Raw genomic sequence first — 14,113 nt, forward strand, 5'->3', positions numbered from 1 at the left:
TGTTTGCTTGTTTTAAAAAGTAATATCGATTCCTAAAGAGAATGTTTTTAACATCGGATAACGCATTCCATTACCAGCGTTTGGTGACAATTCTGGATCTGCTCCATCAATTACTTCTGGATCCATTGTTTTTAGGACTCTAAACATGGGTGAATAGGTCCATAAGTTTTGTCCTGAAAAGAAAATTCTTAGACTCTCTATTTTATTCTTTTCTAACATCTGTTTGGGAAAGTTATATCCTATTGTTAAGTTCTTTAAGCGGATATAAGCTGCATTTTGGATATACTTGCTTTGTTGTACTTGTAACTCTCCTCTATTGTTAAGAGCAACATACCCTCTCATCCTTGGAAAATAAGCATCTGGATTCTCTTCAGACCACATCATATCATTCATTTTTGTTGAATGCCAACTGTATGGTCTATTGTATGCACCCCAAAATAAAGAGTTGTCTGCTCCAGGCCAAAAATCGCGTTTACCTACACCTTGAAAAAAGGCAGATACGAAGAAATTATTCCACTCTAAATCAGTATTAAAACCGAAGTTAAAACGAGGTGCTGAATTTCCAATAATTTTTCTATCTCCAGGGTTATCTACTGTATTATCGCCTATATTAATTACTCCATCTCCATTTAAATCTGCAAATTTGATATCTCCAGGCATTAATATATTTGCTGCAGAAACACGGATATAGCTTTGATCTGCATGATTATTAATATCATTCTGATCAATAAAATAACCCGCATTTTCAAATCCCCATATTTCTCCTATCTTCATTCCTTTGTAATATGTATCTAATGAATTTGTTGGATTATTAAATTTTGTAATCTTAGACTGATTGTCTGAAAGAATAAATCGGAACTTATAAGTCAAAGGTTTATTAAAGTTGATTTTATCTCTCCAAGCAATCGACAACTCCCATCCTTTTGTTTCTAAATCAGCATAGTTTCCTTTAGGTTCTGTTGCTCCAAATACTTGTGGCAGAGGCGTACCTTGTGTATACATATCTGTTGTAACTCGTTTGTACCAATCAAAAGAGGTTGTTAATCGTCGGTTAAACCATTCTGTATCAAAACCAATATTGAATGTAGTAGCCTTCTCCCATGTTAATCCATTAGGAATTACATTTGGTTTATTGGTATACAATGGATTTTTTCCGTTTAATAAAACATTTAATTGATTAACAGACATCGTTTCTAAATACTGATAAGGAGAGATATTTCCATTTCCTAATGAACCATAAGAAGCTCTGAATTTCAACTCAGGTAAAATATCTGCTAAACGACTGTTTTGCCAAAAGTTCTCTTGTGATAAACGATACCCTACAGAAGTTGATGGAAAGAACCCCCACTGTTGATTCTGTGGGAATTTTGAAGAACCATCATATCTCCCGTTTACTTCTATAAAATACTTTTCTCTGAAATTATAGTTCAATCGAAAGAAAGCCCCTAAAGTCGCCCATTGATATCCTCCTCCTTTTAAAACAATATTCTCTCCAGTTGCTAAACCAAAATCAGGTAATAAAGAATTCGTTAACTCATTGCGTTCTAAAGTGCGCTTGTCTAAACGCAATTTTTCGTAATTATATCCTACTAATCCTTTCAAATAGTGACTACCGAATTGCTTTTTATATTCTGCATAAAGATTCATCCCCTTATAAGTCGTTTTCTCTTGCAACTCTTCTAACTTATTCTCTCCTCTTTCAAGTAACTCTCCTGGTTTGGTACTATATGGCACTGGAGTATATTGTTTCGTTTCTACTTCATTTAAATTCCTAAAAGTAAAATCTCCATATAACTTCATATCATCTTTAATTACGTCAGCAACAAAACTTGTTGTATTTCTCAATTGTTGTCTGTTTGTATCTGAATAATTTCCTCCTGAAACAAAACTACCAAATACAATTGCCGCATTGTGTGTTAAGGTTCCATCAGGATTAAACATCATCGCTACAGGGAAGGCCTCGTCTGATATTCTACGCCAAACTGGTGTATCTGAAGGGTGATTTAAGATTGGAAAGAAATAATCCATTTCAGCATATTCAAAGTTATTTTCTAACTTCAACCAACTTGTTGCTTGTAAAGACCCTTTTCCTCTTAAATTATACATATTAAATTTATCGGGGTTATATCTAAAAATACCGTCTTGAGAATTTATTCTACCTGATAAGTAATAGCTTGCTTTTTCCCCTCCACCACTAGCACTTAAATTATACTCTTGTGCTGTAATCATATCTGCATACAACTCTTTCATCCAGTCTGTATTTCCATAGTACACATATTTTCCAGTTACAGGATCAATATCTACTTTACTCAAACTTGGGTTTTCGTCGTGTTCCTTTAGTTGTTGCAAATATTCCATAGAAAAAGGAAATACGCTATTTGCTTTAGACGGATGCATTTTGTAATCATTCCAAGAATAATAAGCGTCGTCAAATTGTTTCGCCCATTGGTATCCATTAGTCACTAAATCAGGTTTAACTGTATGATCTAAAACCGAAAAAGAGGTAGAAAAGTTAATCTTTGACTTTTCATTTTCAGATGCTTTAGTGGTAATTAGAACTACTCCAAAACTTCCTCTTGCTCCATAAATAGCTGCAGAAGCAGCATCTTTAAGAACAGATACACTTTCTATATCATTGGGATTTAATAAAGAAGGATCACCAGGTACTCCATCTATTAATAACAAAGCATTCCCTCCTCCTCCAATTGAAGTTGTACCACGCACATTAAATGTTGCACTTCTGGTAGGTTTTCCATCTCCTATGATAAGGTTTAGGTTTCCTATTTCTCCTTGTAATGCTTTAGCTACATTAGAAACAGGGCGATCTTTAAACACCTCTGCTCCTACTTGATCTACAGCTCCTGTAACATTTACTCGTTTTTGCTTTCCATATCCCACCACTACTACTTCATCTAAATTAGTTTGGTCTTCTACTAAAGCTACTTTTAAATTAGTAGCTGCTATTACTTCAACTGTTTTATATCCAATAAAAGAAATTTGTACTCTATCTTTTCCCACTACAGCATCCAAAGCAAAATTTCCGTCCAAATCTGTACTTACACCTTTGTCCGTTCCCTTTAATATAACTGTAGCTCCTGGGACCCCCAATCCTTGTTCGTCCATTACAATTCCTTTTATCTTTTGTGTTTTTACTTCTCCTAATTTTACAGAGATAGTTGAACCTGTAATTTGATAAGTAATTCCATATTGTTTAGACATATAATCTAAAATACCTTTTATGTCTTTAGCGTCAATATGCATATCCACTTTTTTGGTCAAAGCAGTTACTTTATCACTATAAATTAAAGTGTAATTTGATTGTTTTTTAATGGCGTTAAAAACATCTGTAATAGAAGCTTGATTCAACTGAATTGAAATCGGTGTCGCTGCTTTTTGTTGTGCATAAGTGTTTTCTGCACTTAATAAGTGTAAAAAAAGCAAAGCAGTAGCTAATGGAGTATATAATTTCTTACCTCCTTTGAATAATTTGAGATACATAATTGTTATCTTTGTTTTTTAGTTAATTGTTCTGCTGGATAATTAATTATCACTTCTAAACCTGTTCATCGCTGCCACTTTGTACAGGTTTTTTCTTTGTAGTTAATTGTAGTTGTGTTATTTCATTTCATAATATTGTGGTTAGACATAAACTATTTGAGGTGTACTATAATCTTCCCATCACTTTGCTTCTTATATTGAAGACCGTATATAAATTGCAAACTTTGAAGGATGTCTTCAATTTTATCGCTTGTAAAATCGCCACTAATTGTTGAAGTTGGTAAATTAGTTGATGCTAACTGCAAATGCGTATTGAAACGCCTATTCAATACTGTAATTACTTCTTGGATCCCCATTTGGTTAAATTTGACTTCTCCTTTATACCATTGATTAAACTGCTGTTCTTGTATAGTCGCTTTCTGTAATGAACTTACTGCATCTGTCCAAGTCACTTGTTCATCTTTTGCCAAAATAACCTGTTGCTTAGTTTGTTTGTCTTCTACTTTTACTTTTCCTTCATAAACACTTACTTGTACTGTTTCGTTAGGACTATCGTTTACATTAAACTTTGTTCCTAATACTTGTGTTCTTAATTTAGGGCTAACAACCAAAAACGGAGTATCTCTTGAAGTGTGTTTTACTTCAAAAAAAGCTTCTCCTACTAATTGTACTTCACGAGAATTTCCGTTAAATGTTTTAGGGTAGATTAATTTACTATTTGAATTTAAGTGTACATAGGTAGAGTCACTTAAATAAAACTGAAGCTGTTGTCCTTTAACTGCAAATTGCTCCACATATTCTATTTCTTTTGTTGAAGGGAAAAGAAAATAATAAGATAATGATAAAACAATTGCTACTGCTGCTGCTATCTTATAGTACATTGCAAAAGACGTTTTTGGGACTGGTTTAATTTGAAGGTTTATTCTTCTTTTCATCCTTTCGCCAACAGCTGTACTTACATCTTTTGGAAGCACACCTTCCATTTGCATGCGATCAAAATACTGATTAACTAAAGATTCTTCTTCTTTATTACTATTTCCTTCTGCGTATTTTGACAATATTCTTTTAAACTGTTTTATCATTCTTAGTATGCTTTATACTATGATGTTCTTCTATTTTAAAAAACACCTATGTATCAAACCATACTTAACGATTAGATAATACAGCTAAACTTTACTTAACACATAATACTTAACAATACAGAAAAATGCATATCTGTAATATATCTTGTATTTCCTCGCAACAGTTTTAAAGCCTTGTTCACTTGATTCTCTACTGTACTTTCAGAGATATTTAGACGAGAGGCAATCTCTTTATAAGACAATTGCTCATAAAAACGCATTTTAAAAATAGTTAAGCATTTATCTGGTAGAAGTGAGATTGCAGTTTGATTAATTTCGTTCAATAATTGTTGTTTTACTTCTTCAAACTGTATCTCGTCAAGATCTGGAACTAAAGAAGCTATATTCTCTATTTGTACTTGATTGAAGTTTCTATTACTCAATGCTTTTGCACACTGATTTCGAACAGCTTGAAAAAAATAAGCCCTTGGTAGTTCTACATTAATGGTATTCATGCGGCTCCAATAATCAATAAAAACCTCTTGTACAATATCTTCTGCTATAACTTTATCCCTTGTTACGTTAAGAGCAAAAGCATATAACTCAGACCAATGCTTTTCATATAAAGCATCAAACATTTTCTCTTTACTTATCATTATATGTTGTTACTTTTAGTAGGTTTTCGTGTAGGATCAAATGTAATATTATAGCCTGTCTTCAATTTTATTAAATCGTTAAGATTACCACCTACTATTTATTTCATTTTTACTCGCTAAGTTTAATTAACAAACAATTCCTATTTCTTATTATTATAACATAATTATCACATTTACTTATTAATATTTTTAATTATTTATCCAGACTCTTACTTTCTTGAAATGAAGTCATCTTGACTTTTTAGTTTTATAAAACTTTTTCAGTCCTAAAGCAATGAAGTTCCACGCCATCCAACTAGAAAGTATGGTGTCGAACCTATTGAATAAAGAACGAAGGCTATATAACCAATAATTCGTTCTTTCAAAGGAATTCTAGCACTTTTATTGCCCAAAATGCCCATTTCAGGAGGAAATGTGCAAGAATACAGCAAGTAATCTCCTAGTAGACCAACATATAATAATCTCTATAAGAAGACGTCGCATAAAACGTAACAACTCCTATCTTATAGTTATTTCTTTACACTTCCTTAACCATACACTAACTTATATTCTCACTTAAACTCTCTCTCTTTTATCAGTATATCAATACTATACCTTGTAAAACACACACAATATATCCTTACAAAAACACTACTTTTTAGAAATAATGTCCTTATTACATAAAAAAGCTTAATGCTTTAGTAAAGTTAGAGAAAGAACATTACTCTTATTATAAGATAATTTTGGTCTCAAAATAATATAATAATGACTAATAAAGATAGATTCGTAAACAACTTGTATACGTCTTATTGGGAGTCTCTGTATATCTATGCTAATAACCTAACTCAAAATACTGCACAGACAGAAGATATCATTCAAGAAGTATTTATTGATCTTTGGAAGAGATTTGATACCTTACATATTGAGAATTTTAAAGCCTATCTTTATACAGCTGTTAAATATAAATGTCTAGAATATTTGCGCAATAGAAAATTTACTTCTGTAGAACTAGAGACTGCTTATGAGGCATTATCAGAATTTGAATTACTTACTGTAGAGGAACAAGAACAATTTAAACTTTACCTACTAGAACAAGTCAAATTAAAAGCTGCAGAAATATTACCAGAAAAATGTTTAGAAATTTTTCAGTTGAGATATTACAGTCTGAAGTCTTATTCTGAAATTGCTCAACTCCTAAACTTGTCAGAAAACACAGTTAAAAACCAATTAAACAAAGCATTATCCTTATTAAGAGCTAATCTTTCTTATTCTGTAGAAGCCTTTTTCTTCTTTCTTTTATTCGTTAAGTAATTGTTACCCTATATTAAGTAATCATTAAATCCAGTTTTTCGCATAGTACCATTTATAGAATAGCACACTTTATAGATATAAACACTATTCATGGAAAACAAGATTAGAAATATTATAGATCAATATTTAAAGAAAAACTCATCTGATCAAGAAAATCAATTTTTAACTTCTTGGTTAGAAAGATTACAACAAATAGGTACATCTACCATCGCAGACAAAGAAACTGTTGAAAACAGATTACGCAATAAAATAGTAGTTAGTCAGAAAGCACATACTCGACGCATGCGCTTTAGACGCACTGCTACCTGGACTGCTTGTCTTACAATACCTTTGTTAAGTGGTGTTCTTTTATGGAATCAATATAATTCTTCTACTAATCTATATTATGCAGAAAAGACTACAAGTATCACTTTAGATGACAATACTATTATTATTCTAGAACCTGGTACTACATTAGAAATTAACGATGAATACAATACCTCTAATCGTTCAGTAGAACTAAAAGGTACTGCCTTATTTAAAGTAGCCAAAAACAGAGATCTTCCTTTCTTAGTCAAGTCTGATCACCTTAACACTACAGTTCTAGGAACAACATTTACAGTGAGTGATAAGGCTGCTAATGACCATAAGGTTCGCGTAATAGAAGGAATAGTATCAGTAGAAAACCCTAAAGATTCTTCGTTAAGAATATTACACGCTAATGATAGTTTGGTATGGCATAATGATAGACTAGCTCATAATACTTTACTCGCTCAGACTTCATACTTTGACTTTAATAATATCCCTTTAGATAAAGCTATCAATCAGTTGGAAGAATACTACCGTATCCACATCCACATTGATCATCGTGTTAGTACCCAAGCCATCTTGCATGGACAATATCCAAAACATGAGTTGTATGCTATTCTGAGAAGTATCTGCTTCTTAGAAGACCTTACCTATAAAAAACAAGATAAAGAGATCTCAATTTTTAAAAAATAACTAAACATTTAAAAACCTATTATGCACTTAAACCATGAAAAACAACTACAAAAAAATTAAGTTTCCTGTAATAGCGCTAGCTTGTCTGATGTGGTCAAATATTACTCTAGGACAATCACCTTCTCAAATTAATTTAGCACTACCTAAAAGTGAATTAACAATCAATGAATTAATAAAAACAATAGAGAAACAAACTTCTATTAAGATTTACTATACTGATGAATTACCTCAGAGTACTAAGGTAAACTTTAGTAGTAAAACACTTACTCTTCAACAAATATTAAGTTCATTACAAGCCAAAGTTAATCTATCTTATAAATTAGAGGACAATCTACTTTCTATCAAAAAAGGGAACTCTTCTATTGCTTTAAGTATGCTTAAAGGAAGAGTATTGGACAACAATGGACTTACATTACCTGGAGCAACCATAGAAAACTTAAGTAATATACAGTCTACCATTACTGACTTAGATGGAAACTTTGATATCAAAGCAAATCCAAATGACTTAATAAAAGTCTCTTTTATTGGTTTTCAAGATCAAATGGTAAAGGCTTCTTCTATGATGAATATCAAAATGAGAGAAGAAGCGTCTAATCTAGATGAGATTGTAGTAATTGGTTATGGGACAGCTAAGAAGAAAGATATTACAGGTTCAGTAGGACAAGTTAGTGGAGATGCAATAGAACAGCGAAATACAACACAGCTTTCGCAGGCTCTTCAAGGACAACTATCAGGAGTAATGGTAACGCGTAACTCAAGTAAAACTGGTGCTAAAGCTAATATCAAAGTTCGTGGTGTGACTACTATAGGTAATACAGATCCATTAATCGTTGTAGATGGAGTGGCACAAGATGATATGGATCAAGTAAACACTAATGATATCGAAGAAATATCTGTCTTAAAAGATGCAGCAGCGGCTTCTATTTATGGAGCTAGAGCAGCAGCAGGAGTTATTTTAATTACAACTAAACGCGCTAAAGATAACGAATTTTACTTCTCTTATAAATCTGATTACGCCTTTGAAAAACCTACGATGATGCCTAAGTCTGTTGGTTATAACCGCTACATGGAGATGATCAATGAAATGTCTTGGAATGATGCAGGTACAGCTCCTGGAGGAGAATATGGTATCTATAGCAAACAAGACATAGACAATTGGTATCAGAATAACTTAGAGAACCCTAATAAATACCCTATTACAGACTGGCAAGATCTATTGCTAAAAGATTCTGCTGCAAAAGAAAGACACTCCTTCTCTCTTTCTGGTGGTGGTGAGCGAATTAAGACGCGTGCAAGTGTAGATTATGAGAATATCAAAGCAATTTATGATATTGAGAATTACAAAAGAATTATGACTCGTGTAAATAACAATATCAAGGTTAATGATTTTATCTCTGGAGATATTGATTTATCATATAATACAACCCAACAAACTTCCCCTGTTAATGACCCTGTATGGGAAGCTATGCGTTATGCTCCTGTATATGCTGCTACTTGGCAAGATGGAAGAATAGCTGAAGGAAAATCAGGTTCTAATGCCTATGCTAGTTTGTATCATGGAGGAACTAAAAGACATCACTCTGATAAAATATACGGAAGAGTAGCCTTGAACTTTACGCCAATTCAAGATTTAAAAGTTTCATTAGTTTTAGCCCCACAACTAGCTTTTGATAGAAGAAAGAACTTTACAAAAAAAATAGAATATTATGATGCTGAGAGCCCTGAACGCTTCTCAGGCTATATAAATGGTCATACAAACAATACTTTAATCGAGAATAGAAACGAAAGCAAAATACTGACAAAACAAGTGCTTGCTACTTACACTAAAGATCTAAAAAAACATAGTATTAATCTATTATTAGGGTATGAAGATAATTATTCTTCTATAGATAATTTAGGCGCTAAAGCAATGAATATGGAATTGCCTAATTTTCCATATTTAGACCTTGCTCCTGTAGAATTTATGACTAACTCTGGTGATAAAACAGAGACAGCTTATCAATCTCTTTTCTCTAGATTAATCTATTCATTTGACAACAAATATCATTTGCAAGCTAATATTCGTAGAGATGGTTCTTCACGCTTTCACAAAGATCACAGATGGGGGATATTCCCTTCTTTTTCTGCAGGATGGACAGTATCAGAAGAAAACTTCATGAAAAACCAAAATGTAATAAGCTACTTAAAACTTAGAGGTTCTTGGGGTACTCTAGGAAATGAACGAATCGGAAACTATCCATATCAATCTTCAATCAATTTTTCTAATACCTTATTCTATAAAGACAACCAGATTATCTCTGCTCTAACTGCTGCTCAAACGCAATATGCTATCCAGAACATCACTTGGGAAACAACAGAATCAATTGATTTTGGTTTGGATATTAATTTCTTAAGAAATCGCCTTAGTATCACAGCTGATTATTATAAAAAGAAGACACGAGATATGCTATTAGAGTTAGAGGTTCCTGCTTTTATGGGATTTGAAAACCCTCAACAAAACGCTGGTAATATGCATACTGAAGGTTGGGACTTAGATATTAATTGGCGAGATCAGATTGGTGACCTAAAATACTCTATAGGAGCTAATCTATCAGACTCTAGAACCACTATGGGGGATTTGGGAGGACGTATCGTTATGTCTAATGGAAAAATCATAAGACAAGGAACTTCATTTAACGAATGGTATGGATATATTTCTGATGGTCTATTTCAAAATAAAGAACAAATAGATAATAGCCCTAAACTATCTAATGCTGTAAAACCAGGAGATATTAAATATCTAGATATAAGTGGACCTGATGGTGTTCCTGATGGAAGCATATCACCAGATTATGATCGTGTGCCTTTAGGTTCTTCACTACCTCGTTACATATTTGGTGGACATATTAACCTTGATTACAAAGGAGTGGAATTAGGAATAGCTTTCCAAGGAGTTGGAAAACAAAAAAGTCTATTGACAGAAAACCAAATCAGACCTTTCCAATCTTCATGGACAAGTCCAATGCAAGAGATAGATGGTCAATACTGGAGCCCATACAATACTGTGGAACAAAATCTAAATGCTAAATACCCTAGATTATCGCATGTAAGCGCAGAAAACAACAATTATAAAATGTCTGATTTCTGGTTAATTAATGGAGCTTATTTCCGTATTAAGAATATCACTTTAGCTTATAATTTCCCTAAAGATTTAGTAAACTCAGTGCATTTAGACAAGCTTAAAGTATTTATTTCTCTAAACGACTATTTTACATTCAGTAATTTTCCAAAGGGATATGATCCAGAATCAACATATAATGCATACATCGCTAAATCATTCAACTTCGGGGTATCTGTTAACTTCTAATATTATCTAAAATGAAAAAAATACTTTATATACTTAGCTTACTTATCTTTACATGCAGTTGTGCTGATTTAGATTTAAACCCTCCTTCTAGTGCTTCTTCAGAAAATTGGTATTCTGATAAAAATGAATACGAACTTTCTATTAATGATTTTTACAGAGAATACCTTTGGAATCTTGAAACAGGCTGGGCTGGTGAACGATTAACAGATAACTGGTCTCAAAGACAAGTAATGAATGAATATGCTGCTGGTACCATTAATAGTGAATGGGGTACAAGTGCTGCATTGTGGAAGAATACTTATAAGGGAATTGCTAGAGCAAATACTATATTAGAAAACTTAACGCAAAACAGAGGTAATCTATCAGAAGTAGATAGAAAACAGTTTGAAGCTGAAGCACGTGCCTTTAGAGCTATATTCTACGGTAGATTACTGTTTTTCTTTGGCGATGTTCCTTTTTATACTCAAACGCTTACGATAGAGGAGGCTTTCAAAATGGGAAGAACTGATAAAAAAATTATTTTACAAGAAGTGTACAATGATTTTAACTTTGCAATCAATAACCTACCTATTAAGTACAATGGAACACAGAATTCAAGATTGACAAAAGGTGCAGCATTAGCGTTTAAGGCAAAAACAGCATTAAATCTTCACGATTATGAAATAGCACGTAAGGCTGCTGAAGAGTGTATAAAACTAAATAATTATAAGCTACACAGTAATTATGGAGAATATTTCCTTTCTAAAACTAAGAATTCTTCTGAAACTGTGTTTGCTATTCCACGTTCTGCTCAACATAATTCTATATTCTCAGTTAAGAATTTCTATACTAGAAATGCTGGTGGAAGCTCTGTAGCACAACCTTCTTGGGAATTATTTGCTACTTATCTATGCACGGATGGGAAAACAATAGATCAATCTCCTCTTTTTGATCCTCAAAACCCATTTAAAAACAGAGATCCGAGATTAAAAGAAACTATAGTAGAATTTGGTACTGATCACCTTGGATATATTTATGATCCTAACCCTTACTCTACTAATGTCCTTAACACTACAACAGGTAAGCAAGTAAAAAATAAAGACACAAGATCTGTAGATACCTATGCTTCTTATAATGGATTAACACTAAAAAAAGGAGTTGATACAGACTGGTCTGATGATTCTTATTCTGATGCTGACATTGTTATTATGAGATATGCTGATGTATTGCTAATGTATGCAGAGGCAAAAATAGAACTAAACCAATTAGATAGCGAAATGCTTAAAGCGTTTAACCAAGTAAGAGCACGCGCTTATAATGACTCTGGTATTACTGCTCCATTACTTACTATCTCATCACAAACTGAAATGAGAAAATACCTTAGAATAGAAAGAAGAGTAGAATTTGCTTGGGAAAATAGAAGAATTGAAGATATTATGCGTTGGAAACATGCCGAAATCGCCCTAACTAGACCAAATTATGGTATGTTAGACCCTGACAAACTAAAAAAAGAAGTAGTTGATAAAGGACTGTGGTTCTGGTCAGAAACACCAACCATAGATGAAAATGGATTACCTGTATTTGACGGATTACTTAGTAAAGGAAAAATAAAAGTATTAGCCACCAGGGCTTTTGATAAGAATAAGCAATACTTATGGCCTATTCCGTCAAAAGAAATTATTATCAATTCTAACCTTACCCAAAACCCTGGTTATTAAAATGAAGTGTTTGTATAGTTTATATTTCCAAATAGGGGTGCTTTTTTTATTAGCATCCCCTATTTCTTTTGCTCAACAATACGCGACAAAAGTAGAGTTAGACCAGCCAAACTCTTGGTCTATGATTTTAATTCCTGATATTCAAAACTATTCTAAATATAGCCAAAATCAACCTATACTAGACCTTATTAATAGATGGATAGAGGCTAATATAGATCAACTAAATATTAAAATGGTACTGTGCACTGGTGACTTAGTAGAACAAGATGATGTAATCCTTCCTGGATTAAATGGAAATCTCTCTTCTAAGCAACAATGGGAGTTTATAGATAAATCCTTTACTATCTTAGATCATAAGATTCCTTATATTCTAGCAACAGGAAATCACGATTACACCATAGACTCTAAAGGAACGAGAACTACCCAATATGACAAGTACTTCCCTATAACTAAGAATTACTTAAATCAAAAACATCTTGTACAACATGGACTTAATGAGCATAACTTACCTACGCTAACGAATGCCATGTATGAGTTTAAAGGAATTAACAATAAAGATTACCTGATTGTCAACCTAGAATACGCTCCACGAAACACAACCCTAAACTGGGCAAATGAAATTCTAAAATTTAAACAATATGAAAATCATCAAATCGTCTTGTTAACACACGCCTATCTCAATCGCAATGATACAAGATTAGAAGGAGATAACAAATGGATAATCTTTGAACCTTACTTTAAGGATAAAAAAGAAAGAAAATCAGACAGAATATTACTCCCTGAATCTAATAATGGAGAACAGATTTGGAATAAAATAGTAAAAGAAACAAAGAATATGCAATTAGTCCTATCTGGACATATTTCGGGAGAAGGATATAGAGTAGATAAAAACAACTTTGGACAAGAAGTACACCAGATGCTCTTTGATATGCAATCAGAAGGTGGCGGCCATCAAGGTAACGGAGGAGACGGCTTTATAAGAATATTAGAATTCTATGACGACAATAGAACTATTAAGGTTAAGACCTTCTCTCCTCTATTTGGTATCTCCCCAAAAACAGCTCATTTAGCTCATAAAAGAGATGAAAGAAATCAATACCTAATTCATTTAGATTAATCAAAACCTTTCAACAACAAAAATCGCCAAGACTATTTCTTGGTGATTTTTTATTTATACCTCATCCTCTTAAAAACACCCTCTTAATGCCCAGTCATAAGTACTTCCTGTCATTTCTATATTACAAGTCCCAATACTATACTGTTCAGATCATCTAATATTAAATTCTGAATACTAGCCAAAGTTACTTTCACTCTTAAAACTCTCTTCCTAAAACCCTCCCAAAACCTTAAAATTGCGATGATTTAAAGTGAACTTATAATTTACATAAACACTGACTTCTTTGTAATTCTTGGTTTTAATTATTTGTATTTAATTAGTTTGCTCTGAAGTAATTACCTTAAACCATAGCACCCTAATATAGCAAGTACTTATTCCTCTGATTCTTTTTCTATACACATAACTTACATACACATCTAAATCTTCTAAAGGTTAAAATAAATTCATCTTTGATAGTCCAATAAATA

Annotated in this window: 8 protein-coding genes; 5 read left to right on the forward strand and 3 right to left on the reverse strand. The window is 32.6% G+C overall.

What is annotated here, in order from left to right; translation table 11 throughout:
• Positions 1–12 precede the first annotated feature (12 nt).
• The 3 genes from MODO_RS13210 to MODO_RS13220 form a co-directional block, all read right to left on the reverse strand.
• The gene (locus MODO_RS13210; protein ID WP_059051200.1) at positions 13–3,498 is read right to left on the reverse strand and encodes a TonB-dependent receptor; all 3,486 of its coding nucleotides are present in this window, start codon (positions 3,496–3,498) and stop codon (positions 13–15) included.
• A gap of 152 nt (positions 3,499–3,650) precedes the next feature.
• Positions 3,651–4,580 carry a FecR family protein gene (locus MODO_RS13215; protein ID WP_006258190.1) on the reverse strand — a complete coding sequence of 310 codons (930 nt, stop codon included), beginning with the start codon at positions 4,578–4,580 and terminating at the stop codon, positions 3,651–3,653.
• A 95-nt stretch (positions 4,581–4,675) separates the two neighbouring features.
• Positions 4,676–5,215 carry an RNA polymerase sigma factor gene (locus MODO_RS13220; protein ID WP_006258191.1) on the reverse strand — a complete coding sequence of 180 codons (540 nt, stop codon included), beginning with the start codon at positions 5,213–5,215 and terminating at the stop codon, positions 4,676–4,678.
• Positions 5,216–5,959: 744 nt separating this feature from the next.
• Here MODO_RS13220 and MODO_RS13225 point away from each other — a divergent pair.
• The 5 genes from MODO_RS13225 (at position 5,960) to MODO_RS13245 (ending at position 13,646) form a co-directional block, all read left to right on the forward strand.
• Positions 5,960–6,505 (forward strand): sigma-70 family RNA polymerase sigma factor, encoded by a 546-nt coding sequence (locus MODO_RS13225; RefSeq protein ID WP_006258192.1) that lies wholly within the window; start codon positions 5,960–5,962, stop codon positions 6,503–6,505.
• A gap of 90 nt (positions 6,506–6,595) precedes the next feature.
• Positions 6,596–7,486, forward strand: a complete 891-nt coding sequence (locus tag MODO_RS13230; RefSeq protein WP_059051202.1) for a FecR family protein — start codon at positions 6,596–6,598, stop codon at positions 7,484–7,486.
• Positions 7,487–7,520: 34 nt separating this feature from the next.
• Positions 7,521–10,832 (forward strand): SusC/RagA family TonB-linked outer membrane protein, encoded by a 3,312-nt coding sequence (locus MODO_RS13235; protein ID WP_059051208.1) that lies wholly within the window; start codon positions 7,521–7,523, stop codon positions 10,830–10,832.
• Between the two features lie 11 nt (positions 10,833–10,843).
• Positions 10,844–12,529, forward strand: a complete 1,686-nt coding sequence (locus tag MODO_RS13240; RefSeq protein WP_006258195.1) for a RagB/SusD family nutrient uptake outer membrane protein — start codon at positions 10,844–10,846, stop codon at positions 12,527–12,529.
• A gap of 1 nt (position 12,530) precedes the next feature.
• Positions 12,531–13,646 (forward strand): metallophosphoesterase, encoded by a 1,116-nt coding sequence (locus MODO_RS13245; protein WP_006258196.1) that lies wholly within the window; start codon positions 12,531–12,533, stop codon positions 13,644–13,646.
• Positions 13,647–14,113: the final 467 nt, after the last annotated feature.

Source organism: Myroides odoratimimus, from assembly GCF_001485415.1.
Classification (GTDB): domain Bacteria; phylum Bacteroidota; class Bacteroidia; order Flavobacteriales; family Flavobacteriaceae; genus Flavobacterium; species Flavobacterium odoratimimum.